Source organism: Pontibacter populi (assembly GCF_040278685.1).
Classification (GTDB): domain Bacteria; phylum Bacteroidota; class Bacteroidia; order Cytophagales; family Hymenobacteraceae; genus Pontibacter; species Pontibacter populi.
Window position 1 is genome coordinate 11885 of sequence record NZ_JBEOKT010000010.1, and the last position, 26718, is coordinate 38602.

General features: G+C 36.4%; 24 protein-coding genes. 20 read left to right on the forward strand and 4 right to left on the reverse strand.

Annotation, left to right across the window (positions count from 1 at the left end):
• Positions 1–57 precede the first annotated feature (57 nt).
• Together ABS362_RS12100 and ABS362_RS12105 are read right to left on the reverse strand one after the other, a co-directional pair.
• Entirely contained in the window at positions 58–891 is an 834-nt protein-coding gene (locus tag ABS362_RS12100) for a DUF1206 domain-containing protein (protein WP_350412741.1), read from the reverse strand.
• A gap of 55 nt (positions 892–946) precedes the next feature.
• Positions 947–2236: an acetyl-CoA hydrolase/transferase family protein gene (locus tag ABS362_RS12105; protein WP_350412742.1), complete on the reverse strand. Its 1290-nt coding sequence runs from the start codon at positions 2234–2236 to the stop codon at positions 947–949.
• A gap of 196 nt (positions 2237–2432) precedes the next feature.
• Between ABS362_RS12105 and ABS362_RS12110 the strand changes: the two genes are divergently transcribed.
• A complete protein-coding gene (locus tag ABS362_RS12110) occupies positions 2433–3017 on the forward strand; it encodes a DUF4136 domain-containing protein (protein ID WP_350412743.1) in 585 nt (194 codons plus the stop codon).
• 24 nt (positions 3018–3041) lie between these two features.
• Here the strand turns inward: ABS362_RS12110 and ABS362_RS12115 are convergent, their stop codons facing one another.
• Positions 3042–5036 (reverse strand): monovalent cation:proton antiporter family protein, encoded by a 1995-nt coding sequence (locus ABS362_RS12115; RefSeq protein ID WP_350412744.1) that lies wholly within the window; start codon positions 5034–5036, stop codon positions 3042–3044.
• A gap of 89 nt (positions 5037–5125) precedes the next feature.
• Complete coding sequence (locus ABS362_RS12120; RefSeq protein ID WP_350412745.1) at positions 5126–5782, reverse strand: HD domain-containing protein; 657 nt, start codon at positions 5780–5782, stop codon at positions 5126–5128.
• 186 nt (positions 5783–5968) lie between these two features.
• Between ABS362_RS12120 and ABS362_RS12125 the strand changes: the two genes are divergently transcribed.
• The 19 genes from ABS362_RS12125 to ABS362_RS12215 all read left to right on the forward strand — a co-directional run bounded on the left by ABS362_RS12125 (position 5969) and on the right by ABS362_RS12215 (position 26716).
• Positions 5969–6757, forward strand: coding sequence for a DUF481 domain-containing protein (locus ABS362_RS12125; protein ID WP_350412746.1), 789 nt, complete (start codon positions 5969–5971; stop codon positions 6755–6757).
• A gap of 133 nt (positions 6758–6890) precedes the next feature.
• Positions 6891–7670, forward strand: coding sequence for a polysaccharide biosynthesis/export family protein (locus ABS362_RS12130; protein WP_350412747.1), 780 nt, complete (start codon positions 6891–6893; stop codon positions 7668–7670).
• A gap of 27 nt (positions 7671–7697) precedes the next feature.
• Positions 7698–10076, forward strand: coding sequence for a GumC family protein (locus ABS362_RS12135; RefSeq protein WP_350412748.1), 2379 nt, complete (start codon positions 7698–7700; stop codon positions 10074–10076).
• Positions 10077–10188: 112 nt separating this feature from the next.
• Positions 10189–11133: a GDP-L-fucose synthase gene (gene fcl, locus ABS362_RS12140; protein ID WP_350412749.1), complete on the forward strand. Its 945-nt coding sequence runs from the start codon at positions 10189–10191 to the stop codon at positions 11131–11133.
• A 103-nt stretch (positions 11134–11236) separates the two neighbouring features.
• Complete coding sequence (gmd, locus tag ABS362_RS12145) at positions 11237–12349, forward strand: GDP-mannose 4,6-dehydratase (protein ID WP_350412750.1); 1113 nt, start codon at positions 11237–11239, stop codon at positions 12347–12349.
• A gap of 115 nt (positions 12350–12464) precedes the next feature.
• On the forward strand, positions 12465–13319 hold the full coding sequence (locus ABS362_RS12150) for an ABC transporter permease (RefSeq protein WP_350412751.1): 855 nt from the start codon (positions 12465–12467) through the stop codon (positions 13317–13319).
• Between the two features lie 81 nt (positions 13320–13400).
• On the forward strand, positions 13401–14675 hold the full coding sequence (locus ABS362_RS12155) for an ABC transporter ATP-binding protein (RefSeq protein ID WP_350412752.1): 1275 nt from the start codon (positions 13401–13403) through the stop codon (positions 14673–14675).
• Between the two features lie 160 nt (positions 14676–14835).
• Entirely contained in the window at positions 14836–15813 is a 978-nt protein-coding gene (locus ABS362_RS12160; RefSeq protein WP_350412753.1) for a hypothetical protein, read from the forward strand.
• Positions 15810–17048: a glycosyltransferase gene (locus ABS362_RS12165; protein ID WP_350412754.1), complete on the forward strand. Its 1239-nt coding sequence runs from the start codon at positions 15810–15812 to the stop codon at positions 17046–17048. Before ABS362_RS12160 ends, ABS362_RS12165 begins: the two co-directional genes overlap by 4 nt.
• Before the next feature lie 24 nt (positions 17049–17072).
• Positions 17073–17882: a glycosyltransferase family 2 protein gene (locus tag ABS362_RS12170; RefSeq protein ID WP_350412755.1), complete on the forward strand. Its 810-nt coding sequence runs from the start codon at positions 17073–17075 to the stop codon at positions 17880–17882.
• Between the two features lie 42 nt (positions 17883–17924).
• Complete coding sequence (locus ABS362_RS12175) at positions 17925–18764, forward strand: glycosyltransferase family 2 protein (RefSeq protein WP_350412756.1); 840 nt, start codon at positions 17925–17927, stop codon at positions 18762–18764.
• 33 nt (positions 18765–18797) lie between these two features.
• Entirely contained in the window at positions 18798–19928 is a 1131-nt protein-coding gene (locus tag ABS362_RS12180; RefSeq protein WP_350412757.1) for a glycoside hydrolase family 99-like domain-containing protein, read from the forward strand.
• Positions 19929–19965: 37 nt separating this feature from the next.
• Entirely contained in the window at positions 19966–20895 is a 930-nt protein-coding gene (locus tag ABS362_RS12185) for a glycosyltransferase family 2 protein (RefSeq protein ID WP_350412758.1), read from the forward strand.
• Entirely contained in the window at positions 20896–21846 is a 951-nt protein-coding gene (locus ABS362_RS12190) for a nucleotide-diphospho-sugar transferase (RefSeq protein WP_350412759.1), read from the forward strand. It abuts the gene before it with no gap.
• On the forward strand, positions 21843–22697 hold the full coding sequence (locus ABS362_RS12195; RefSeq protein WP_350412760.1) for a glycosyltransferase family 2 protein: 855 nt from the start codon (positions 21843–21845) through the stop codon (positions 22695–22697). The genes ABS362_RS12190 and ABS362_RS12195 overlap by 4 nt, the downstream gene beginning before the upstream one ends.
• The gene (locus tag ABS362_RS12200) at positions 22676–23581 is read left to right on the forward strand and encodes a glycosyltransferase family 2 protein (RefSeq protein WP_350412761.1); all 906 of its coding nucleotides are present in this window, start codon (positions 22676–22678) and stop codon (positions 23579–23581) included. Before ABS362_RS12195 ends, ABS362_RS12200 begins: the two co-directional genes overlap by 22 nt.
• Positions 23578–24738 (forward strand): glycosyltransferase family 4 protein, encoded by a 1161-nt coding sequence (locus ABS362_RS12205; RefSeq protein ID WP_350412762.1) that lies wholly within the window; start codon positions 23578–23580, stop codon positions 24736–24738. Before ABS362_RS12200 ends, ABS362_RS12205 begins: the two co-directional genes overlap by 4 nt.
• Before the next feature lie 59 nt (positions 24739–24797).
• Complete coding sequence (locus tag ABS362_RS12210; protein ID WP_350412763.1) at positions 24798–25736, forward strand: glycosyltransferase family 2 protein; 939 nt, start codon at positions 24798–24800, stop codon at positions 25734–25736.
• Between the two features lie 32 nt (positions 25737–25768).
• Positions 25769–26716, forward strand: coding sequence for a glycosyltransferase family 2 protein (locus ABS362_RS12215; protein WP_350412764.1), 948 nt, complete (start codon positions 25769–25771; stop codon positions 26714–26716).
• Positions 26717–26718 lie beyond the last annotated feature (2 nt).

Below are 26718 nucleotides of genomic sequence, written 5' to 3' on the forward strand. Positions count from 1 at the left end.
TGAAACTATAAGTTGAAAAGGAAACAGTTTGAATACTCTATAGTTTAAAACTATAGTTTAGTTTACATTAATGACCTGGAATTTGGCACGCATAAACATGAACACACCATAAAAGATAAGCCCGATGGCCACAGCACCAAGCATGTAAGAGCCATATGATGAGTTCTCGATAAACTGGAAAGCACTTCCGCTTCCACCAGCTTCCTGGGAGTTTGAGTTTAGGGCAGCTTTCAGAAACATGTAGGCGATAATTAACCATACGATACCACGTGCGATATACCCTATCTTTCCGGCCCTGATCATCATTGTTTCTGCTTCGTGCTTTAATCCGGCTCCCTGTACTTTCTTCTTGTATTTGTCTGATAAAGCCATGTAGATCTGGTGCAAACCTGCAATGGCTGTGCCAACTGCAACTATACCAACCAGCCATTGGCCAAATGGCTGCTGTAAAAGCTCGCGGGCAAGAGTTTCCCTGGAGTCTCCGTTGCCGCTACCACCATTACCAAGCACAAGTTTTGCTGCATAGTAAGCAAGCGCACCGTAAACCAGGCCACTAAACGCATACCTGATCCGGACACCCACACCTTTGGCATCGTCACCTTTATTTTCAGTGTCTTTAAAAGCCTGTATGAAACGCCAGATGGTATAGCATAACAAACCCAGTGCTATAATGGCCAGCAAAACGCGGCCAAACGATTGCTCTAATACAAACTTGAAAACTCCGGTTTTATCAGAACCCTGCTCAGATTTGCCTCCGATCTCGAATGCGGCCATAAAAGCCAGAATACCCACCAGACAATAAACTACACCTTTAGCAGTTAGCCCGAACCTGGCCATGTTTTTGACCCAGGCCGGTGGTGGAGTAGGAACGTGTTGTGCTACATCTATCATATATATAGTTGTTTTTTTATAGCATACACGTAACTCCGGCTTATAAGTTTGGCCCTTACATGTTTTTAAAACGGAGAGTGGCTTCTTTCATTAACCTTTCTCTGTGGTCCGGGTGCGCTATTTCTATCAATGCTTTGGCCCGCTGACGCAGGTTTTTGCCATATAGGTAAGCAACGCCATACTCTGTAACTACATAGTGCACGTGCGCTCTCGTAGTAACCACGCCACCTCCCGGATTCAGGAAAGGAGTGATGCGGGATACGCCCTTATGCGTAACAGAAGGCAATGCAATAATAGGCTTACCACCTTTAGATAAAGCAGCTCCACGAATAAAGTCCATCTGACCACCAACACCTGAAAACTGGTAGGTACCGATCGAGTCTGACACTACCTGGCCTGTCAGGTCTATTTCTATAGCGCTGTTTATAGCTGTAACTTTGTTGTTTGTTTTGATGACCGATACATCATTGGCAACATCAGTACTCAGCATAGTGATGAGTGGGTTATCATCCACATAGTCGTAGAGGTTGCGGTTACCGGCTATAAAGGCTGTAGCAATACGGCCTGGTAATACCTTTTTGTGTTCATTTGTAATAACCCCACTTTCAATGAGTGGTAATATGCCATTAGAGAACATTTCGGTATGAATACCAAGTCCTTTATGGTTGGTAAGGCTTTGCAATACCGCATCGGGAATAGCACCAATACCCATCTGCAGGGTGGCTTTATCTTCAACCAGTCCGGCTACATTCTGACCTATCTTTTTTTCCACTTCCGAAATGCGGGCAGAGTAGTCTACTTCTGGCAGCGGTTCATTTACCTCAACCAGGGCATCAAACCTACGGATATGGATAAGTGCATCGCCATGGGTACGAGGCATTTGGGGGTTAACCTGCGCAATAACGTGCTTAGCGCTTTTTACTGCCTGACGGGCAATGTCTACAGACACACCAAGCGAGCAATAACCATGTCTGTCTGGAGGCGACACATGCACGATGGCTACATCCAGCGGCATAATGCCTAAACGGAAAAGTTGTGGTATCTCGCTCAGGAATATAGGCACATAGTCACCGCGGCCGCTATTAACGGCATCGCGTACGTTAGCCGACACGAACAGCGAGTTGATGTAAAAAGATTCTGCATACTTCTCTTCGGCGCAGGGCATTTCACCGAAAGTACTTATACTTACCAGTTCTACATTACGAAGTTCGTCTGCACGTTCTACCAGTTTCTGGATCATGAATTGCGGGGTAGCGGCACTACCATGCAAAAAAACTCTGTCGCCTGATTTAATAATAGAGAGCGCCTCTTCAGCGGTGGTATAAATAGGAGTTGTAGGAGCCATGATTTATCTTTTGGTTAAAACTAGCTATACTTTATAGCTGAGTTTGTGGTTTTAAATATGGCTGCAAGCTATGCCTGCTAACTTATTTTTAAAATGATAATCATCATCTATGCAATATGATTCTTAAATTGCCAACTAAATGCGGCGAATAACTTATAGTACTGTTTCCCGCGTAATAGTTTAAAACTATAGACCTATGAAAAAACATACTCCTCTGCTGTTTTTATACCTGCTGTTTTTAAGTGCCTGTGTTGCCAGTTCGGTATCAAGCAGACCTAACAGCGTAACTGTTACAGGTGCAAATACGCTTAACTATAAAACTTACGCCTGGTTTCAGGACCAGCCTGTAGCACCCATTGCTTACGACGAAGATTATACAGGCAGCCTTAACAATCACATCAGGCAGGCAGTAGAGGAGGAGTTGCAGAAAAATGGATTTACGAAAGCTACAAATGGTACCCCTGATGTACTGGTTGCATATGATGTAAGTGTTTCTGTGCCAGAGGAGAAAGATATTGCAAATAACTATTTAAAAGGTTTTGGCTATAGTTATGCTTACATGTCGGGTTACAGGTATAATTATGGAAATGAGCAGTTACCCGGATACCGTGCCGTAGACCTGTACAAAAGCGGCACATTGATTATAGACCTGGTAAACCCTAAAACAAATGAGCTTGTTTGGAGAGGTTGGACAGAAGGCGCTATTTCTAATTTTAAAGCAGGCTATAATTCGGTGCGTAACGAAGTTGAAAAAGTACTGGAGCCGCTGAAAAAACGCTAGACTATAGTTCAATAGTGATCTTTATCATTCTTCTTTCAGTGCGTTCTCGAAACTATAGACATCGTCCGGCAAACCAACAACATAAACTACATCACCTTGCTGTAGTTTCGTTTTGCCATTAATGTCCAGTATAGTTTCTGTATCTCGTTTTATGGCCACTATAGTTATATTAAACCTCACGCGCAGGTTTGCTAATTCAAGCGTTTTATCAATTATAGTGTCGTCGGCTGTGTAAATGCGCAGGCTGGCTACTTCAATGTCGGGTAAGTCTTCACTGAGGTTATGTATTTTACTACCCGGCAGTTGCATACTGCGAAGCATTTCATAATTGTCTGACCTAATCTGGCGCGTAAAGTTTTCGATATCATCCTGGGGTAACAAGTATTTGTTCAGTACCCTGGTAAATATTTCGATGGATGTCTCAAACTCTTCGGGTATCACTTCGTTTGCGCCAAGTCTGTAGTTGTCCTGCATTTCCTCTACAAAACGTGTACGAACGATAATATGCACTTTATCACTTATTCCTCTTATTGCCGCTATAATACGCCTCGTTGAGTCAGGGTCAGAGATAGCAATTACAGCCACCCGCGCTTTATGGATGTTAACGTGAGATAAAATGGTGCCGTGCACAGCATCCCCGAAAAGTATAGGTTCTCCTTTTTGCCTTTCGTTCTTTACCGTCACGGCATTCATCTCAACTATAGTATAAGGTATATGCGCATAACGTGCTGCTTTGGCTACATTCCGTCCGTTTATGCCATACCCAATGATAACGATGTGATCTTCCATCTCCGGAAGTTCCTCCGGTTCATGTGAGTGGGCTTTTAACGCTTGCTTGGGTTCAAAGTCTTCAGGTAACTTCTGGCTGATAAAATTGGCGATCTGTTGTGAGTACTGTAAGGCAAAAGGAGTGAGGGCCATACTTAACAGCGATACAGACAGAAAATACTGATAGGTAATAGGAGTGAGCAACCCGTAGGAAATACCGGTTTTGGAAAGAATAAATGCAAACTCACCAACCTGGAACAAAGCAATACCAACTATAATGGCTGTGCGAAGCGGGTATTGCAGCATCCTGGCAGCCAGAGTTGCTACAAGTGTATTTACCACGAAGGTGGCTATAGTTAAGAGCAGTATAACAGGGAAATGCGCTACTAAAAAACTAATATCAAGCAGCATCCCGATGGATACAAAAAAGAAACTGGTAAAGATTTCGCGGAAAGGCAGAACATTACTGGTGGCCTGGTGACTGTACTCTGATTCGGAGATGATAAGGCCGGCCATAAAGGCACCAAGCGCCAGCGAAAGCCCTAGAACGGAAGTGAACCACGCTACCATAAAACAAATGGCAACTATAGATAATATGAACAGCTCTTTGCTTTTTGTCTGGGCAACAGAATAAAGTAGTTTAGGTACCAGATAACGCGCGCTCAAAAGTACAACCACTATAACCAGCAGGCCTTTCAGTAACATCAACAGCAACTTCAGGCCAATGTTCTCGACTTCACCGGTCAGGAGTGGGGTCAGCAGCATCATGGGCACAACTATAATATCCTGGAAAATAAGGATAGCCAGCACTACTTTACCATGCGGACTATTTATTTCTCCTTTATCCTGTAGTAATTTCAGAACGATAGCTGTGCTGCTCAGCGCTATAAGAAACCCGATAAAAACGGACTGCCCTAAACTATAATTGAACAGTTGCATGATGGCTGCTGCCAGAAAAATAGAGCCAAAGACCTGTGTAGCTCCGCCCAAAAGTATCGTTCGTTTTATTAACGCAAGCCTTTTAAGCGAGAACTCCATCCCTATAATGAACAACAACATGATAACACCGATCTCGGCCAACATCTCGATGTTATGCATATCATGCACCAAACTTAAACCGTGTGGTCCGGCAATTACACCTGTAATTAAGAAGCCAAGTATGGTAGGTAGCTTAAATCGCTGAAACAACAGAATAACAACCACGGCCAGCCCGAGTATGATCACGACATCATTAAGTAAGGGCATTTCCATAGTTTATGCTGCGTTATGTGGGTTGTTATTTATGGTTTGTTTTATAATTGTTTGGGCGATAGGTAGATAGTGTGGGTATGTTGGGAATTTTATTTAAGGCCATTCCATTCATCGAAAAACTGCTCTAGGTAAGCTTCCATGTATTCATGCCTTTGTTGTGCCATACGTTTAGCAGTTTGGGTATGCATACGGTCTTTAAGCAATAAAAGCTTCTCGTAAAAGTGATTTATAGTTGGAGCAGTGCTGTTTTTGTAAGCTTCAAAGGTGTCATGCATTTCAGGTGAGATCGTAGGGTTATACATTTCCCGGCTCTTATGTCCGCCGTAAGCGAACGACCGCGCAATCCCAATAGCACCAATGGCATCCAGTCGGTCTGCATCCTGTACTATACGGCCTTCTATACTGCTCATATCCGAAGTTGTGCCAGCACCTTTAAATGATAACTCTTTAATTATAGTACAGATAAGATCTATAGTTTCATTCTGTACTTTTAGTGATCCAAGCCATTCCGCAGCCATGCGTGGTCCAATTGTTTCATCGCCGTTATGGAATTTATGGTCGCCGATGTCATGCAGTAAAGCCGCCAGTTCAACTATAAAAAGATCCGTATTTTCGGAGGCTGCTATTGTTTTCGCATTATTCCAGACCCGCAAAATGTGCCACCAGTCGTGCCCAGAGCCTTCGCCAGAGAGCAGTTCTTTAACATAAGCAGCGGTCTTTTCAATTATCTCTTCTTTTGTAAGCATAAGTTTCGTTTGTCCAAAACTGCGGAATTATAGCTTCCTGTACAAGTTTAACCAGCAACTATAACCTGTTTTTTTGGAGGTCTAGGAATTATGCATTAGACTTGAAAGATGATTTTCAGCATACCACATTTAACACCAGAATTTAAGTTTTCATTGCAATTTAAACCGGCTGTACTTGCCACATCAATGATTTTGTTAGTAAGTATAGCTGCCAATGCCCAGATCCTGAATATTGAACGTGCAAGAGTAGAGCAGGACTCGAGTAACTATTTTACCGGAAGGGCTGACTTTAATTTCTCGATGTTCAACCGTAATGCCGGCAAGAATAACCCGAATAATTTTTTGCAGCTCACATTCAACAGCGATGCCGCTTATATTTCTGAGAAGCATAGTTACCTGCTGCTTACCTACTATAACTACCTCCTGATTAACTATGACAGTCAAACAGAGCGGAACACGATTGCAAGTAACGGCTATGCCCATTTCAGGGTAAACCTTCACCGCCAAAGGCGATTATCTTATGAGTTATTTACGCAAGCTCAATCAGACAGAGCACGCGGCCTTGAACTGAGAGGTCTGGCAGGAGCAGGGTTGCGTTTTGCCATCCTTCGCAAAGAAAATACGAACTTATTTATAGGCTCAGGTGTCATGCACGAATATGAAAAATGGCAATCGCCTGAAGAAGGTGAAGGCATCCTGATTTCCAACTTACCAAAGCTCACAAACTATATCAGCAACAAATCAGTATTGAACAGCCATGTAACCACAGAGGCTATAGTTTACTACCAGACAGGTTATGATAATAAGATAGATGCTTTAAGGAATAGGGTTAGCGGAGATGCCAACCTGGTATTTAAACTCAATAATACGCTTTCATTCAGAACTGGTTTTAACTGTACTTTCGAAGATAAACCTATCGTGCCGGTAACCCGATTTGTCTATGCTATTACTAACGGAGTGCAGGTGAATTTTTAAGACGATTATTATATTTAAGTAACTATAGCATAATTAAAAGAGATTTTTTAGTAATTTCACAGACTGTAATTTAACCTGTCGTATTGCGTTAAATACATTTCTGTTCCAAACCGTTCGTGTATAAGCACTTAAAATGCGTAACACCCTTACTATAGTTTACAGCTTGATTTGTCTTCTGTTGGTCGCTTCGTGCGTGCCACAAAAAAGACTTGTTCTGTTACAGGATAAGCCTGACAAAGCAGACCAGGCAAATGCTGATGCTCTTTTAAAATCATTTGACTTGCAACGGCCGGTTTATACGTTGAAGCCTGGTGATGTATTGTCATTAAAAGTACAGACAACTACCCCCGCAGAGTATAACTTTTTAGGCCAGGCCACAACCGCTACCACTAGTTCTGATCCGGTACTGGAAGGCTATACTATAGATGCTGAGGGTAATATACTTATACCAACCGTTGGGAAAGTAAACCTGCAGGGGTTAACATTAGCGGAAGCTAGGCTAAAGGTGACAGAAGCCTTAAAGCCTTACCTTACTGATCCTACTGTAAACATGCGTTTTCTGACATTCCGTTTTTCTGTGATAGGAGAAGTTTCAAAACAAGGCCAGTTTACGACTTATCAGGATGACATAAACTTGATGGAGGCAATTGCCAATGCAGGTGGCTTTTCTCCTTATGCTAATCGTGGTCAAATAAAATTAGTACGCTACGAATCTGGAAAGGCAAAACTATATACGTTCAGTTTATTGGACGATAATACTATAGCCCAAGCTAACTTTTATCTGCAACCTAATGATATGATCGTAGTTGATCCGCTTCCGGCTAGAAACATCCGCGAGAATCTGATAGCAAATGTGAGTTTGACACTTTCTCTCATAACTACGATAAGTCTATTATTATCAAGGTTTTTATAGTTTTAGCGTCACAAAATTCTTCTCCACTTGGAAAATAAGCAACTAGTTCAAACCGGTACTTTTGATCTGCAGAACCTCCTTCTAAAGGTTCTGAGATATTGGTATTGGGTTTTGGCCTCATTAATTCTTGCTCTAATCGCTGCTTTCTTAGTTAACCGATATACGGTACCCAGTTTTGAAGTAAGCTCCTCTGTGATGATCGTGAAGCCGGTAGAGCAGGGGGCTTCTGCTTCTGCCTTACTTTATGGCGATGAAATGTTCCAGGGATCCCGGGGGCTTACGAACGAATCCGTATTAATTAAAACCAAAGAACTTGTAAAACAAACTTTGGAAAAGCTTGATTTTGATGTAAGCTACTTCCAGCAGGGAACAATAAAGTTAACAGAAGTCTACAAAGCTTTGTCACCATTTACTGTTTCTTTTGATACTGCTTCTACCAACGTACCTTATGGTGTTTTATTTAAAGTAACACCTTCCGAGAATGGTGCATACACTTTAAGTACAGAAAACTTACACTTGAATAAACTTATAGGTGCTAAAAACTTTATTTCGGAGCGCCCTTATAATATTAATGGCTTTAGGTTTACCGTAACCCTTAAACACGATAATGCTGGTGATATTCCCAACGAACTGCTTTTCAGAATAAATAACCCTGATGATCTGGCAGGGAGTTATGCCGGACGGTTGGATGTTTCACCGATGCAGGGTGGCGCTTCGGCTCTAATTCTTAAGATGGGAGGCACCACTCCCGAAAAAGAAAAGGAATTTTTGAATGCTCACATGGAGACATATCGGGAGAACAACCTCTATATCAAAAACTCCAATGCCATCAACACGCTTGAATTTATTGATGAGCAACTGCAGCAAATAAGTGATTCCTTATACTTTATAGAAAGTAGGCTGGAGGATTTTAAAAAAAGTAATGCAAAGATCAACATCAGTAGAGAAGGTAATCAGTTTGCGCAGCAGCTTACGCAACTGGAAGAAAGCAAGTCCTTACTGCTGGTTAATCAGAAGTACTATGATTACTTAAGAACTTATCTGAGACAAGGCAAAGCTCTTGATAAACTGGTAGTACCTTCAAACCTTGGTATTCAAGATCCGGTATTAAATAGTCTTATCGGAAATATTATTGAGCTACAGAGCGAGGTGGAAACACTGAGCCAACAGGATATTCAGTCAAACCCGATAGTGGCAAATCAGTTGCGAGTGAAAAGGCAGCAGGTTTCCGATCTAAGTTCTAATATTCTTGAGAATCTGCGAAACATTGAGGCTGCAAACGAGATCGCTATTAGGGAACTGAATAGCAGAATTGGTCAGGCATCCGGTCAGCTTCAGAAGTTACCTACTGCTGAACGCCAGCTGATCAATATTCAACGGCTGTATAATTTAAGCGAAAATCTTTATGTTTTCCTGATGGAGAAGCGTGCCGAAGCTGGAATTGCCAAAGCAGCGAATACGTCGGATGTTACGATATTAAGTGAGGCCTATGTTTCAGCACAAACTGCACCTAATACTTCCAAGAACTACATTACAGCATTTATATTAGGGTTGGCTTTACCTATAGGGCTGATCTTTCTTAAAGATTTTTTTAACAATAAAGTAAGTAATCAGGAAGATATTAAACGTCTTACTACACTGCCTATATTGGGTATGGTAGGACATAACAAGAAAGATACTTCTAGCCTTATTGATCAAAGTCCAAAATCGGCGATGGCAGAAGCTTTCCGAACGGTGCGCTCTAATCTGCGTTTTATGACAAATGCTGAAAATAGTTCCGGGAAGATTTTTGTAATAACATCTTCCATAAGCGGAGAAGGGAAGACATTTTCAGCTAAAAATCTGGCATATATCTTCTCCATTTCGGGGGAGCGAACGATACTAATAAATGCCGACATGCGAAAGCCAAATAATAACACTGACTTTGGCGTAACGAGCCGGATTGGTTTGAGCAATTACCTGGCTGGTTATACAGCTTTAGATGATGTTGTTCATCTAACTATACAGGAAAACTTATTTATACTTCCTTCTGGTGATATTCCACCAAACCCTTCGGAATTGCTATTAAACAAACGGATGGAGGAATTACTGAACAGACTGCGACGGGAATTTGATTACATCATAATTGATACACCACCGGTTGGTATCTTGTCTGATGGCTTGGAACTGATGCAACTGTCAGACGCGAATATTTTTATGGTGCGCCAGGATTATACTATGAAATCATTCCTAACAAATATACAGCACCAAAACGAGTCAGGTAAAATACGAAATACGGCCATTTTATTTAACGACGTAGATTACCGCAAGCTGAATTATGGATACGGCTATGGCTACGGTTATGGATACGGCTACTATTCCGATGACCTAGAACAACAGCCTTGGTACAAGCAGTTTAAATTTTAGCTGCTTTAGTTGATGTACCTAAATTGAGCCTTCTGCGTAAGGGTGTCTAAACGTAATGTTAAATTATCTAATCAATAGAGTTTAGTGCACTTCTATTTACTTTACCTTCACTATGAATAAAGAAGCAAAAATATATGTAGCCGGCCATCGTGGCATGGTTGGCTCAGCCATTTGCCGCCGCTTGAAAGCTAACGGTTACAATAATATCATTATACGTACTTCCTCCGAACTTGACCTTCGTAACCAACAGGCAGTACAGGAGTTTTTTGCAAACGAGAGACCAGATTATGTATTCCTGGCTGCAGCAAAAGTAGGGGGTATACATGCCAATAATACCTTTCGCGCAGAATTTCTGTATGACAATCTGATGATAGAAGCCAACATCATCCATACGGCTTATCTGCATCAGGTTACCAAACTGATGTTCTTGGGATCCTCTTGCATTTATCCGAAACTGGCGCCGCAGCCCCTCCGAGAAGATTATCTGTTGACTGGTCCGCTGGAACAAACAAATGAGCCTTATGCTATTGCCAAGATTGCAGGTATCAAACTATGCGAGGCTTACCGAGATCAGTATAGCTGCAACTTCATAAGCGTGATGCCGACTAATTTGTATGGCTACAACGATAATTACGACCTGAACAACTCGCATGTATTACCGGCGCTTATCCGCAAGTTTCATGAAGCTAAGGAAAATGGATCAAATGAAGTAGTTGTATGGGGTACTGGTAGTCCGATGCGCGAGTTCCTGTTTGCTGATGACCTGGCTGATGCCTGCCTGTACCTGATGGAAAACTATAACGAGCGCGAATTGGTGAACATTGGCACCGGCGAAGACATATCTATCAAAGAACTGGCCCTGCTGGTAAAAGAGGTAACTGGTTTTGAAGGAGAACTGGTTTTTGACTCTACCAAACCAGATGGCACTCCGCGTAAGTTAATGGATGTAAGCAAGTTGCATAACACAGGATTTAAGCATAAAGTGGAACTGCGCGAAGGAATAAAACTGGCTTATGAAGATTTTAAACAGAAACACACAGTCCCGGCGCTTTCTTAGTTTAAAGAAAGTGTAACATAATTGTAACAAAAGTATAGGGTATAAGTATAGAGCATCTGAAATATACTTATCTCTATTTACAATACCAATCATTTTAATTATAATGAAGACAGCCCTTATAACCGGTGTAACAGGCCAGGACGGTGCTTATTTGGCAGAACTGCTTTTAAGCAAAGGATACAAAGTGCATGGCGTAAAGCGTCGTAGTTCTCTATTCAATACCGATCGTATCGATCACCTGTACCAGGACCCTCACGAAAAAAATATAAATTTTAAGCTGCATTACGGCGACCTGACAGATTCCACTAACATCATCCGTATCATCCAGGAAACACAGCCAGATGAGATCTATAACCTGGCTGCTATGAGCCATGTGAAAGTGAGCTTTGATACTCCGGAATATACTGCAAATGCCGACGGAATAGGTACGCTACGTATTTTAGAAGCAATCCGTATACTTGGTCTTACCGAAAAAACCCGCATTTATCAGGCATCCACTTCTGAGCTTTACGGGTTAGTACAGGCGGTGCCGCAATCAGAAACTACGCCTTTCTACCCACGTTCTCCTTATGCCGTAGCCAAATTATACGCATACTGGATCACAGTGAACTATAGAGAAGCTTACAACATGTTTGCCTGCAATGGTATCTTGTTTAACCATGAGTCGCCACTACGTGGTGAAACATTTGTTACTCGTAAAATAACACGGGCTGCAGCACGGATTGCATTAAACCTTCAAGATAAATTATACTTAGGTAACCTGGATGCTAAGCGTGACTGGGGCCACGCGAAAGACTACGTGGAGGCTATGTGGCGCATCCTGCAGCAGGACACTCCGGAGGATTTTGTAATAGCCACCGGCGTAACAACTACTGTACGCGATTTCGTAAAAATGTCGTTTGCTCATGTAGGCATTGATGTTGAATTTAAAGGAGAAGGTGTTGAAGAAAAAGGGTATATAGCGGCTTGCAATAATCCAGAATACCAGTTGGATTTAGGCAGAGAAGTTGTTTGCGTTGACCCTAACTATTTCCGCCCAACGGAGGTGGAATTGCTTATTGGTGATCCTTCAAAATCAAATACGAAACTTGGCTGGAAACCAAAATATGATTTGGCAGCATTAGTAAATGATATGATGCAATCTGATCTTGAACTGTTCAAGCGTGATACCTACCTAATGGAAGGCGGTCACCGAGTATTGAATTATCACGAATAGATATTAAGTTAAAATAATATTTAATCTGCATTTTTTATACCTCAAAAGGAATTGCTAAATTTATAGCACCTTTTGGGGTATATTTTTTAATGAACAACTAACTAACATTTCTTTTATGAAAGAAAAAGAGGAAGACTGGACACTGGTCATCAAACCAAGTTCCGGTCTTTTTGATTTACAGTTAAAAGAAGTCTGGCAGTACCGTGATTTGTTATTTTTGTTTGTGAAGCGTGATTTTGTTGCCGCTTATAAGCAAACTATACTAGGACCTTTATGGCACTTTATACAACCTTTATTTACAACTATAGTTTTCTTAATTGTATATAGTAAAATTGCTGATATACCAACAGATGGAATTCATCCCATTCTTTTTTACATGAGTGGTATTGCAATTTGGAATTACTTTTCCAGTTGCTTAACGGCTACATCCAATACTTTCTCTGCTAATGCAAATATATTTGGTAAAGTATACTTCCCCAGATTAGTATTACCGCTTTCAGTTGTTTTATCTAATGTTGTAAAGTTTGGTATACAATTTCTATTGTTGTTATCAGTAATGCTTTACTATCTAACAAAGGGCGAACATATACATTTTGGGTTGAGTTGGTTATGGATACCAGTGTTAATCTTACTGTTGGCTACTCTAGGGTTAGGATTAGGGATAATCATTTCCTCCTTAACGACTAAATATCGAGATTTTAAGGTATTAATTGGATTTGCTACACAGCTATTGATGTATGCAACTCCCGTAGTTTACCCGTTATCTTTTTTAATTAATAAAAGTTATGGTTGGTTGATAACCTGGAATCCATTAACACCTATTGTAGAAGCTTTCAGGTATGCTTTATTTGAAAAAGGCACTTTTTCGCCATATTCTCTTTTGTATAGTTTAGGCTTTATAACTATTATCTTTATCATTGGCCTTATTACTTTTAACAAAGTAGAGAGGTCATTTATGGACACAGTTTAATTTAAATTTATTAATCACTGTTATTTCATTTTCTAGTAACTCATTTTAAATAATTTGCAAGTCTTAGAGCATAGAGGCAATATGGGAAATGTTATTCAAGTAGAAAGTCTCTCAAAGCAGTACCGTCTTGGTACTATTGGTACTGGAACTTTGGCACATGACTTAAATCGTTGGTGGCATACAGTACGTGGTAAAGAAGATCCTTACCTGAAGATAGGTGAAGAAAATGACCGATCAAGAAAAGGATCTAGTGATTACGTATGGGCATTGCGTGATATAAATTTTAATGTTAAAGAAGGTGAAGTTCTAGGCATAATAGGTAAAAATGGTGCTGGTAAATCTACACTTTTGAAATTACTTAGTCGGACAACTTCTCCTACTACTGGATCTATAAAAATGAAAGGTAGGATAGCAAGTCTTTTGGAAGTAGGTACAGGTTTTCATCCTGAATTAAGTGGAAGAAATAACATTTATTTAAATGGTGCTATTCTCGGAATGACTCGACAGGAGGTAAAACACAAATTTGATGAAATTGTTGATTTTTCAGGCATTGAACGTTATGTAGATACACCTGTTAAGCGTTATAGTTCAGGCATGTATGTTCGTTTAGCATTTGCTGTTGCTGCACATTTAGAACCTGACATATTAATTGTTGATGAAGTTTTAGCAGTAGGTGATGCAGAGTTTCAAAAGAAAGCGATAGGCAAAATGCAGGATGTTAGCAAAGGCGAAAATAGAACCGTTTTGTTTGTAAGCCATAATATGGGTGCGGTTAAAGAACTTTGTAATCGGGGGCTTCTGCTTGAAAATGGTTGTGTTAAATTTTTAGGAGACATTAATGATGTTGTAAACCGTTATTTACATGATTCTTTTAACAATACGAGTAACCCAGTGTACTTTGCAACACAGACTAATAAAGACTTTCAATTGGTTTCGGCTTATTTACAAAATGAAAGTGGGGTTTTAGCACAAGATTATGAATGTGAAAGTGATATTTTTTTATTTCTAAAATGTTGTGTACGAAATAGAATTCCAGGCTTGTATGGGTACGTTACAATTACTAAAAGTGATGGTACGATTTTGATTGAAAGTGATACCTTCGATATCCTACCTAATACATTAGATAATTTGAACTTAGGGGAACATATTTTTAGAATAATAATCCCTAGAAGAACTCTATCTATAGGCGAATATGTAGTATATATCAATTTTACAAGTTCCTATAATTTTGGTGGATTTAATGTGGATTCACCTGGAGAAATACTTAAATTTTATGTAAATGATACTGCTACTAAAAGGGGAAATACTAGAAGATCACAACTTAGTACCATCTTAAAGTGGGAGTCTGTAATTTAATTAGATGTGACTAAGTATTGATTAGAATTAAATACTATTAGCTTAAAGTTTAACAAAATAGATTTGTTAATTATATATATCTTATTTTTTTAAACTATTAAAAAAATAAGATATATATAATTATGGGTTTAAATAGGTACTATGTGCTTTCCCTTAGAAAATGACATACCAATATTTATATAATCAGGAAAATTTAGAAAGTATTTGTAAAGATAGACCTCTAATAACTTCTGAAAGACATGAAGTAAACGATTTTTATGGACAAGCATATGTTTTGAAAAGGTATTGTGGATTGAGTGAATACAAGTCTCTAAAATTAGTATATGAACATTCTTTAAAACTTCACAGTGAAATTTGGGAAGAAGATCTTAAAGCTCCCTTTAATACAGCGTTTACTAGTTCAAGAAGTAGATATAAGTGTTTCAAAAAAACAAATAAATTTAAGTTTGTATTTCCAATTGGCCCCCCATTATTGTATGCTAAAGATATAGTTGAACAGCGACTTAAAAAAAAAGATTTAGATATAAGTTGTGAAAGGAGAGGTACGATAGTATTTCCTAGCCATTCTACTCATCATATTTCTGCCGAATTTGACACTTTATCATTTATTAATTCCTTATTAAAATTTAGTGAAGAATTTAAGCCAATCACTATATGTATTTATTGGAAAGATTATTTACAAGGGAAACACCTATTATATGAACAATATGGTTTCAAAGTGATAAGTGCGGGGCATATTTTTGACAAATATTTTTTGCTGCGTTTTTATGATATATGTCGACAATTTAAATATTCATATGCAAATAATATTGGTTCAGATCTTTTTTATTCTTCATTATGTGGATGCCAATATTTCTGCGACTATAATATAAAGATAGAGCATAAAAACCCCAATAAATTTGAATTGCATTTTGATAATTCTGAACTTCTTAAAAACAAAAACATAGCTCAAAAATTATTTAAATTCCCATCTGAATTAACTTCTGAAAAAGTTGATTTTATAGAGACTATAGCTGGTACAGGATATAAGCGTGATAAAAAAACATTATTATTTCTAATACTATCTGCAGAGTTTATATGGAAGATGAGAGGCATAAAAGCTAGGGGCAAAAAGTATCTTTATAATCTCCTTAAATGAGAGTTCTACATATATCCACATCTGATTCAGGAGGAGCAGGTATTGCTGCACTAAGAACACATATTGCTCTTCTTGAATCAGGTACCAAATCTAAATTTCTTTGTTTGTATAAAAGTACTACTTCTGTCCCTGAAGTGTATCAGTTTCATAAATCTAATAAAAGGTCATTAAAGAAAGAGATTCTTAATCGTTTTGGTTTAAAATTACCAAATGCTGTATTAAATAAACGAAGTATAATAGGTAGAAAAGGTGAATATGAAATCTTCACCTTTCCGAGAACGGACCTTAGAGTCCATGACCATAAGCTGGTTAAAGAAGCTGATATAATTCAACTTCATTGGATTGCTGATTTTATAGATTACCCGTCTTTTTTTGCAAACATTAATAAGCCCATTGTCTGGACGCTTCATGATATGAATCCTTTTCAAGGAGGTTTTCATTATCTAAATGATAAGGAAACCAATTCCGTAATATGGAGTGATATCGAGAATGATTTTATTAAACTGAAGAAAGAGAGTGTTGATATGGTACCTAATCTTCACGTAGTTACTCCGTCTAATTGGTTAGGTGAATCAGCGAAGAGATCAACAATTTTTAGAGACAGGCCCATTCATGGCAATTTCTATTATGGTATTGATTTTGAAGTATTTAAACCGATAAAACAGGAAATTGCCTGTGAAATATTGGGCATTCCAGTGGATGGAATTAAAATTCTCTTTTCAGCAGATAATTTACTGAATAAGAGAAAAGGTTTTGATTTATTACTTGCAGCACTAGACCTTTTAGATAAAAATCTTAAGCTTACACTTATAACAATTGGTAGCACTTTCAATAATCAAGTTTTAAGCCATTTCACTTGTTATAACCTGGGTTTAATAAAAGACGAGAGACTTATTAATATAATTTACAATGCTGCAGATTGCTTTGTGTTGCCAAGCAGAGAAGATAACTTCCCTAATGTTATGTTAGAGGCTTTAGCTTGTGGTTTACCTATTATTAGTTTTCCTGTAGGAGGTATGGCAGAAGTTATTCAAACTGGTGAGAATGGGATATTAGCTAAAGACTTAACCCCCGAAAGTTTAGCAGAAGCTATTCAGGGTTTTATAGAAAATAAGTATTTTTTTCAGAGTGAGAAAATTAGGGCAGAGGCGATGTCTCTGTTTAATAAAAAGCGACATGCCAAAAAGTATTTAAACCTTTATAATGAAATGCTCACATCAATTAATTGTCCCTAAAATATTATATAGATTTCTTTACAAATGAGGATAAGTATAATATCAATTAATTATAATAATACAGAAGGTCTGGAACAAACAATTAAAAGTGTTCTTGCTCAGACTTATGATAATATTGAGTACATAGTTGTTGATGGTGGATCTACTGATGGTAGTATAGATATTATAAATAGGCATTCAGACTTCATTTCATATTGGGTAAGTGAAAAAGATAGAGGTGTTTATAATGCCATGAATAAAGGTATTGAACAGGCACATGGAGATTATTTAATGTTTTTAAATTCTGGTGACACCTTTTATAATAATCAAGTTTTAGAACATGTAAATAAATATTTTTCATTAAAGAACGAGATTATATACGGTGATTTAAACGTGGTACGCAATGGTTGTGAAGAGTTTATTAATTATCCAGATCAATTAAGCTTTCGCCACTTATTTAATGGTAATATTTGTCATCAAGCTATTTTCTACCAAAAGGACCTTTTCAAAAAAGTTGGTATTTATTTAGAAGACTACACTATAACAGCTGATTGGGTACACTTAGTAACAGCAATCTTTAAATATAATTGTTCTTATATTCATATCCCTGTTATTATCTCAACTTATCCATTGAATGGTATTTCTGAAGATCCTAATAATCTTGAGACTCTAATTACTGAAAGAGAAAGATTTCTTAACTCTGAATTTTCTTTATTTACAGATGATTATAAGGAGCTGGAAAGGCTGAATATGGAAAACAAAAAGCTTGAGAAGTCAAACGCTCTTTTAAAGAATTCAAAACTATATAAGGCTAATTATAAATTAAGATCCTTATTTAATAAGTTTATTAAATAAAAACCCGATTGGAATTTTCTTTCACTACTTCATGCTTACATAATGCCTGTTGTTTCAATTATCGTACCTTGCTTTAACCAGGGCCAGTATTTGCGCGGAGCTTTAGATTCTATATTTTCACAATCTTATGATCAGTGGGAATGTATCATTGTGAACGATAGTTCTACGGACGAAACAGAGCTAGTTGCAAAAAGTTACATAAAGAAAGACAATAGGTTTAAATATATAAAAACAGCTGGCATAGGTGTTTCAGCTGTGCGAAATGAAGGTATTAAAGTAGCTTCCGGACAATATATACTTCCTCTTGATGGTGATGATAAAATAGCGCCTATTTATCTGGAAAAGGCCATAGAAGCATTTCGTAAGTTCCCAGACTTATCTTTAGTTTATGGTGAAGCAGAGTTTTTTGGTGAAAGATCTGGTGTATGGAATTTACCCAACTATAACTATTATGATTTGTTGTTTAATAATCTGATGTACTGCTCAGCAATATTTAAGCGGGAGGATTTCAATAAAATTGGTGGCTATTCAACAGAAATGGTTCACGGTTTAGAAGATTGGGATCTATGGTTAAGGTTATTAAATAAAAAATCGAAAGTACTAAAGTTGCCTGAAGTAGTCTTTTACTATAGAATAAAATCTTTGTCAAGATCTACCGAACTATTAAAAGAGGGGAAGATGGCACAAACCAGGAAACAGTTACTTAATCGTAATTTAGATATTTATAATGACTACTTATTTAAAATACTTGAGGATTTGAGTAACTGCAAAAGCGAAAAAATAAGAATAGAGAAACAATTAATATCTTTAAAGAACAGTCGTACCCACAAAATAGTATCATTACTTAAATCAGTAGCAAACAAATTCAAATTTAACCTATAGCAGGGTTCTTAAATCAAACAATTCAAGGGAAGCATGCTCAACAAAACTTTACGCCCTATTGCCATATATCTACCCCAATTTCATCCTATACCAGAGAATGATGACTGGTGGGGTAAAGGTTTTACCGAATGGACAAATGTGAGTAAGGCTAAACCATTATTTAAGGGGCATTATCAACCTCATTTGCCTTCAGAATTAGGCTTCTATGATCTTCGTGTACCTGAAGTGCGTGAACAGCAGGCTCAATTAGCAAGGGAGCACGGAATTTATGGTTTTTGTTATTACCACTATTGGTTTAATGGAAAGAGGGTGCTGGAGCGGCCATTTAATGAAGTTTTGGCTTCTGGTAAGCCTGACTTTCCTTTTATGTTATGCTGGGCAAATGAAAATTGGACTCGTGTTTGGGATGGTGGGGAGAAACACATTTTGTTAGAGCAAAACTATTCGGAAGAAGATGATATTGCACATATAAAATCTCTTATTCCTGCCTTCAAAGATTCTCGCTACATAAAAGTAGATGGCAAGCCAGTTTTTGCAATTTACAGATCTACACGTATACCTGATGTAAAAGCAACAATAAAAAGGTGGCGCAACGAAGCAAAAAAAGAAGGTTTAGAGCTTTACCTATGCCGGATGGAAAGCTTTGGTGAGAGCGGCGAACATTATCTGCAGGATGGTTTTGATGCAGCTATTGAGTTTGAACCATCATCTAATCGTTTGTTTCATAGTTTCACACACCAGGTAAGAATGAAACTACTTAGAAATAAACTAAGTACCTGGTATGCAAATTATAAACTATCTGATAGCGAAACCAAGAAAGCTATCCTGCATGATGTGAGGAGTATTCTTGATTATAGTGACTACGTTAACTTTCTTAAAAAATATCCTAAAAACCCTTATAAGTATTTCCCAGGTGTAACACCGATGTGGGATAACAGCGCAAGAAGAAAGAATAACTATTTTATATTTAAGAACTCTACTCCTGAAAAATATCGAGAATGGCTTCAACATGAGATTGAGAATTTTAAGCCATACAGTGTAGAAGAAAACTTTATTTTTATTAATGCCTGGAATGAATGGGCAGAGGGTAACCATTTAGAACCCTGCAGAAAATGGGGTAGGGCTTATTTAGAAGCTACTAGAACAGCCTTTTGGCACAGGTAATAGCTTTTGAATTAATTAAATTTTATAACAACCATTTATGGTTTCTGTTATTGTTCCTAATTATAATCATGAAAAGTTCTTAAAAAAGAGATTAGACTCTATTTTAGAACAAACCTATAAGGATATTGAAGTTATTCTACTGGATGATTGTAGCAGTGATAGAAGTTATCATATTTTGATGGAATATGCTAATCATCCAAAAGTTAAGATTGTAGAAAGAAATGACGTAAACAGTGGGAGTACCTTCAAACAATGGTTGAAAGGTATAAATATAGCAACAGGCGAATATGTTTGGATTGCTGAAAGTGATGATTTTTCTGATCCATTTTTTCTAGAAAGAATGGTGCATTACATGAAGCTACATTCAGATGCAATCCTAAGTTTCTGTAATTCTGTTGTAATAGGTGAAGATCAGCAAGTAATAACAAACTCAAAAAACTGGTCCTCCGTTTATACAAGACATCTTAAAGCATCGGGTAAATATGACGGGCAGTATTTCTGCGAAAACTTTTTGATAAACCATTGTGTAATTCCTAATGCTAGTGCTGTTCTGATGAGAAATAGTGAACTGCGCCAATATATATTAGAATCACAAAATTATAAGGTAAGTGGTGATTGGTATTTATGGTTTAAGCTGCTGATAAACAAAAACTTTGTGTTTGTAGATGAGAACTTAAATTATTTTAGGACCCATAATAACACAGTACGTAGCCAAAAATTAAATCTTATAAAGGAGGAAAGTTTAAAGTTACTTGAAATTTTTTATAAAGATTTAGTTAAATACAAGTTAAGCTTAAATGGCTTTAATGAAAGTTATTTTGATTGGAATTTCAAGAGCTTACAATGGAGTACAGTATATAAATTGAATTTTAAAAACTTTGAGTCCTACTTTAGTAAGTATAAGTTAGTCAACGTAAAGTTTTTCTGTTACAAAATGCCAAGAGTACTTTATCTAAAAATGAGATAAATGTTTGAGACACCAATATTGTTTATTGTTTTTAATAGGCCACAAAAGACTCAACAGGTTTTTGAAAAAATAAGAGAAATAAAACCTACCAAACTTTATGTTGCTGCTGATGGACCGCGGCTAAATAATAATCAAGATGCTCTGTTTTGTGAGGAGGTAAGGTCTCTTATCAAAGTAGATTGGGATTGTTCTTTAGTTATTAAGTATCGTGACAATAATGCAGGTTGTAAAATAAATGTTAGTGAAGCTATAACATGGTTCTTTCAAAATGAAGAGTATGGTATAATCTTAGAAGACGATTGTCTTCCTGATACATCTTTTTTTTCATATTGTGAAAACCTTTTACACCGTTATAAGGATGATGACAAGGTATTCAGTATAAGTGGGTGTAATTTCGGTTATAGTGCCAAAGGCAGTGATGATTATTTTTTCTCACCGATTTTCAATATGTGGGGCTGGGCCACTTGGCGAAGATCTTCTGATTTGGTTGACTATAATTTAAATGATTGGAAAAGCTTAACTTATCTTGAGAAACTTTTCTTTATTGTTAGAAAGCTGGGACGGCCATATCATATTAATTTTGATTGGGGGTGGTTCCAATATTGGATTAACATATTGAATAATGTAGCAAAAGGTGATTTAGATACATGGGATTATCAATGGGCATACGCTCAGATGAAATGGGGACAATTAACTATTTTTCCTGAAATTAATCTAATTGAGAATTTAGGTTTTGATTTGGATGCTACACATACAAAGTCAACTAATAAATATAGGAAGTTTACAAGTAATCAGTATACTGGACTACAAAACCCAACTTTTAAACCAAAGTTAGATTTCGATTTCTATGATTTTTATCAAAAAAAGGTTTGGGCTTACTATCATAGACAACCTTTCCTGTTCCATTTGAAAAATTACTTACTCAAAGCTTGTGGGATTTATGGCAAATGAAAATCAGTATTTTAACACCATCCTTTAACTCCGGAGCTTATCTAGAGCGAGCAATATTATCTGTTTTGAACCAAAATTATGACAATATAGAACATGTTGTCGTTGATGGAGGATCTAAAGATAATACGGTTGAAATTTTAAGAAAATACCAGCATATTAAATGGGTTTCAGAAAAAGATGAAGGTCAGTCAGATGCTATGAATAAAGCATTTAGCATGAGTACTGGCGATATACTAGTTTACTTAAATGCAGATGATTACTTTGAACCAGGTGTTTTTCATACTGTAGTTACTTATTTCAAAAGGAATCCAGAATGTGAAATATTGGTCGGCAACTTATATCATGAAACAGAATCAACAGGGGAAAAGAGGTTGATGAAGTATGCGCATGAGTACAAAAAAATACTGTTACATTTTAAGTACGGTTTCCCATTCAATCCAGTAGCATACTTTTACAAAAGGAATGTTCAGGAGAAAATAGGTAAGTTCCCGGTTGAAGAGCACTACGCGATGGATTACTGGTTTTTGCTTAATGCTTTCAAAGTCTCTGAAGTATTTAAAATAGATAAGGTCTTTGGTACATTTTGCAAAACTGGTGATAACAAAACCTCTGATTCAGATTCAAAAGAAATTTGTAAAGGAATAGCAATGCAACATATTGGTAAAGCAAATAGGAAGATTTTGTATAATTATAATTTTCACTATCTCTTAGACAAAGTATTCATGGTTAAGTACTATTACAAACAGCCTGTTAAATTATTTGCATTTTACTTATTTTTTAATAAAAGTATTTCTTATAAAGAATACAATAAGATAGGTTTTAAAGCGGCTTGGGGGAAGAAGATCAAATAAATATGACAGAAAAACCTTTGGTTAGTGTCTTAATGACAGCTTATAACAGGGAAAAATACATTTCAGAAGCAATAGAAAGTGTATTAGCTTCATCATATGATAATTTCGAATTAATTATTGTAGATGACCAGTCAAAAGATAATACAGTTGTAGTTGCAGAAAAGTATGCAAAGGTAGACCCCAGAATCATAATTTATATAAATGAAATAAATTTAGGGGATTACCCTAATAGAAATAAAGCTGCTTCTTATGCTGTGGGTAAATACTTAAAGTATGTAGATGCTGATGATAAGATCAATACAGACTGTATTGAAATAATGGTTAAAATGATGGAGGAGTTCCCAGAAGCAGGATATGGTATTTGCCCTGCCGAGAAAAATCCTGATAAGAATTTCCCTTATGAATTAACGCCTGTTGAAGCTTACACATATCAATATTTTAGAAATATTGGGGTTTTTAATCGTTCACCATTATGCGCCATTATAAATAGGAAGGCTTTTGAATTAGTAGGAGGGTTTATCAATAAGAGAATGGTTGGAGATTATGAGATGTGGCATAAACTATCATTACATTATTCTGTAGTAATCATACCACAAGGTTTAGTATGGTATCGTAATCATGATGAGCAAGAACAAAACCACTTAAATTTGTTTCTTTTAGATTACCTTATTATAGCAGAAAAAAAAGTGTTAAAATCACCTCTTAGTAATGAGCAAAGACAAATAGTATTAAATAAACTTAGAAGGAACATGTTCATGAAGTTACTTAAGAATCCTATGGACATGAGCTTTAAAGAGCGGTGGAAGTTTTATTTAAATTCATCTATAAACATAAGTAAATTACTTCATAATACTGATTTTTTTAATCTAAGAAGTAAGATATGAAAATTCTCTTTATTTCACATGAGGCATCTATAACAGGTGCTCCATTGTATTTATTACATCTCTGTAAGCATTTAAAAGTAGAAACAGATTGGCAATTATACTTTTTATTGAAAAGTGATGGGCCTCTAAGTACTGAATTTTCAAAGGTTGGTACAACATTTTTTTATAACACTCAAACCTCAGATAATCTATTTACAAAAATTGCAAATAGATTACAAAAATTTTCTTTCTTTAGAAAAACTAGGCATCGTTTGTTAAAGAATAGAATTCGTTCTTTAAAACTGGATTTAATATATTCTAATACAGCAACAAATGGTAATATAATAGCGTTTTTGGCTGATTTGAATATCAAAATTATAACTCATGTTCATGAATTGGAAGGTTCTATTAATTACTATGGTAAACAAAATCTACAACTTGTAAAGAAATATAGTAAAGCATTTGTTAGTACTTCCAAATCAGTAACAGCTTATCTTGAATATAATCTTGGTATAAACACAGATAAGATATTACGGCTAAACTGTACCCCTATACATAATCTCCCCGAAAATATAGATAAAGCTTCTTTAAAATTATCTTTAGGAATACCGGATAATGCTTTTATCGTTGGGACTTCAGGAACTGTTCAGTGGAGGAAAGGTTGGGACCTTTTCATAAGATTAGCACAAAATGTCAATCATTTGGATAAAGAAAGAGATTTCTATTTTGTTTGGGTAGGTAAATTTATAGATACCAATCTTATAAAATTGATAGAAAATGAATTGATAATCACTAACCTTAAAGAAAGGGTGTTTTTTATTGGTGAAAGAATTAACCCTATGCAACACTATGCATTATTTGATACTTTTTGCTTGATGTCTAGGGAGGAAGCATTCGGCATTGTGGCTATCGAATGTGCTTTATTTGGCATACCTATAAACTGCTTTGACGCAGCTGAAGGATTATGTGATTTTATTAAAAATGACGCTGGATTTATTATTCCAAACTTAGATACATATGAAATGGCAAAGGCAATAGTCATTTTAGCTAATGAAAAAGAAATTTATAAAAGGATGGGGGATAATGCACGTGATAGAGTTTTAAAAGAATATAATGTTCCAATCCAATTAGATAAATTCTGTCATTTTGCTAAATCAATATTATTTATAGAAAATTGATCAGGACATTCTTTTAGAAAAAATTAAAACCGTTTCATAATATTATTGTCTTAAACTTTATGTTGAGAGCCGCAGCTATAATCGTTTGCTATAATGGTGAAAAATATATTGAAGAGTGTTTGAATACACTTATTTTAGATAAATCGATTACCAATATTATCGTGGTCGACAATAATTCAAAAGATAATTCAATAAGCATCATTAAGAATAAGTTTCCTGAAGTTACTGTTATCGCATTAGATAAAAACGTTGGGTTTGGGCAGGCTAATAATTTAGGAATTGAAATAGGACTCAAAGAAGACTGCAATTTCTTCTTTCTTTTAAATCAAGATGCATATTGTCAACCTAATTGCGTTTCAAGGTTAATTGAAATTAATGAACGTAATAAAGACTATGGAATTGTTGCACCTGTACAGCTTAATGGAAAAGGGGATCGTGTTGATGTAAAATTCTATAATTACCTTTTTTCTCAAAATGAAGAGTTAGCGTATGATCTTATCAGAAAGAACATAAAGGATATTTATAAAGTTAATTTTGTTAATGCAGCTGCTTGGTTGATTTCAAAAGAATGTATATTAAAAATTGGAGGATTTGATCCTGTTTTTTTTCATACAGGAGAAGATGATGATTACGTGCAACGCGTTAAGTATTGTGGCTATAAAATTGGTATTGCTCCGAATATAAATGTAAGACACGACAGACCACAGTTAAACTGGTCGCATAGTTCAACGGATAAACGCAGGCAAATTACCCTTAATATATTAAAGCTTAAGAATATAGATAAGCCGGTTATGTATAATGTCTATAAACTTATCAAAAAGAATATTTATTATATTGGCTATGATTTAATAAAGATGCGATTTAAATCAGCAATGATAAAGTTTTTATCATTGATAAACACTTTAGGAATGTTCCCCATAATTGTAAAGTCAAGAAAGGAAAGCTTTGCAGATTTTGCTTTTCTAAAATATCAATCAGTATGTCAGGCTGCAGATTAATTTATACATTTTAATCTTAAAATATGATTTAGATGAGCACTAAATTAGTTTCTGTGGTTATTCCAAACTTCAATAATGCTATATGGCTTCCTGCTTGTATTGAAAGTTGTCTGCAGCAAAAATCAATTTTAGAAATTATTGTCGTCGATGATCATTCTACTGATGAAAGTTGGCAGGTTTTAGCATCTTACAAGAAGATGTACCCTTCGCTCATTAAAATTTATCAAAATCCAGATAAAGGGGCGAATTATGCTCGTAATTATGGATTTGAACAAACATATGGTGAATTCATTCAATGGCTAGATTCTGATGATGTACTTTTAAATGATAAATTCTCCAATCAAATTGCTCAACTAGAGGCCCAAGGAGCAGATATTGCTTACTCTGACTTTCGCATTGATGAATATAAAAAGGGGGGGCTGATCAATCAAACCATTAAAGCCTATGGACCTTTTGAAGACTTTACAGAAGAGCTTTTAAAAGATAATTGGACTTGTCCAAATAATTATTTAGTCCGTAGGAACATTGCTGTGAAATTAGCTAATGGTATAGGCTGGAACAACAACACTAAAATTGGTCAAGATCGCGAGTATTTTACTGTGGCAGCTCTACTTGGTGCAAAGTTTATATATGTAGAAGGGTGTTTTGCTGTTTACAATCGCTGGAGTGAGGGTACTATTTCAGGAATGAGCTTTAAAAGGAGGTTGGAGCTGAATCAAATTATTGAAAAAAGATTTAAAAGCATGATTCTCGAAAGTAATTTTCCAGAGTATAAAAAGAAAAATTATTTAAGAATACTAAATACACACAAATTAAAGGCCTGCTTTTATAATCCTTCTATTAAGGTTGACGATTTATTCTTTTTATCAGAGATTAGATGGGACCTAATACATTACAAGATGAAGGTTATACTTCCGTTTGTATATTTTAATCAAACCTTGATCTTTATTTTTAATAAAATTAGACTTTGTTTTAGATAAAT

Bases quoted from the DNA above. Each gene is read 5' to 3' on its own strand.
- ABS362_RS12185 (WP_350412758.1), top strand. From the start codon at position 19,966: ATGGTTTCTGTTATTGTTCCTAATTATAATCATGAAAAGTTCTTAAAA.
- fcl (WP_350412749.1), top strand. From the start codon at position 10,189: ATGAATAAAGAAGCAAAAATATATGTAGCCGGCCATCGTGGCATGGTT.
- ABS362_RS12205 (WP_350412762.1), top strand. From the start codon at position 23,578: ATGAAAATTCTCTTTATTTCACATGAGGCATCTATAACAGGTGCTCCA.
- ABS362_RS12155 (WP_350412752.1), top strand. From the start codon at position 13,401: ATGGGAAATGTTATTCAAGTAGAAAGTCTCTCAAAGCAGTACCGTCTT.
- ABS362_RS12210 (WP_350412763.1), top strand. From the start codon at position 24,798: ATGTTGAGAGCCGCAGCTATAATCGTTTGCTATAATGGTGAAAAATAT.
- ABS362_RS12120 (WP_350412745.1), bottom strand. From the start codon at position 5,782: ATGCTTACAAAAGAAGAGATAATTGAAAAGACCGCTGCTTATGTTAAA.
- ABS362_RS12125 (WP_350412746.1), top strand. From the start codon at position 5,969: ATGATTTTGTTAGTAAGTATAGCTGCCAATGCCCAGATCCTGAATATT.
- ABS362_RS12195 (WP_350412760.1), top strand. From the start codon at position 21,843: ATGAAAATCAGTATTTTAACACCATCCTTTAACTCCGGAGCTTATCTA.
- ABS362_RS12110 (WP_350412743.1), top strand. From the start codon at position 2,433: ATGAAAAAACATACTCCTCTGCTGTTTTTATACCTGCTGTTTTTAAGT.
- ABS362_RS12115 (WP_350412744.1), bottom strand. From the start codon at position 5,036: ATGGAAATGCCCTTACTTAATGATGTCGTGATCATACTCGGGCTGGCC.
- ABS362_RS12175 (WP_350412756.1), top strand. From the start codon at position 17,925: ATGCCTGTTGTTTCAATTATCGTACCTTGCTTTAACCAGGGCCAGTAT.
- ABS362_RS12170 (WP_350412755.1), top strand. From the start codon at position 17,073: ATGAGGATAAGTATAATATCAATTAATTATAATAATACAGAAGGTCTG.
- ABS362_RS12130 (WP_350412747.1), top strand. From the start codon at position 6,891: ATGCGTAACACCCTTACTATAGTTTACAGCTTGATTTGTCTTCTGTTG.
- ABS362_RS12160 (WP_350412753.1), top strand. From the start codon at position 14,836: ATGACATACCAATATTTATATAATCAGGAAAATTTAGAAAGTATTTGT.
- gmd (WP_350412750.1), top strand. From the start codon at position 11,237: ATGAAGACAGCCCTTATAACCGGTGTAACAGGCCAGGACGGTGCTTAT.
- ABS362_RS12165 (WP_350412754.1), top strand. From the start codon at position 15,810: ATGAGAGTTCTACATATATCCACATCTGATTCAGGAGGAGCAGGTATT.
- ABS362_RS12105 (WP_350412742.1), bottom strand. From the start codon at position 2,236: ATGGCTCCTACAACTCCTATTTATACCACCGCTGAAGAGGCGCTCTCT.
- ABS362_RS12190 (WP_350412759.1), top strand. From the start codon at position 20,896: ATGTTTGAGACACCAATATTGTTTATTGTTTTTAATAGGCCACAAAAG.
- ABS362_RS12180 (WP_350412757.1), top strand. From the start codon at position 18,798: ATGCTCAACAAAACTTTACGCCCTATTGCCATATATCTACCCCAATTT.
- ABS362_RS12215 (WP_350412764.1), top strand. From the start codon at position 25,769: ATGAGCACTAAATTAGTTTCTGTGGTTATTCCAAACTTCAATAATGCT.
- ABS362_RS12100 (WP_350412741.1), bottom strand. From the start codon at position 891: ATGATAGATGTAGCACAACACGTTCCTACTCCACCACCGGCCTGGGTC.
- ABS362_RS12150 (WP_350412751.1), top strand. From the start codon at position 12,465: ATGAAAGAAAAAGAGGAAGACTGGACACTGGTCATCAAACCAAGTTCC.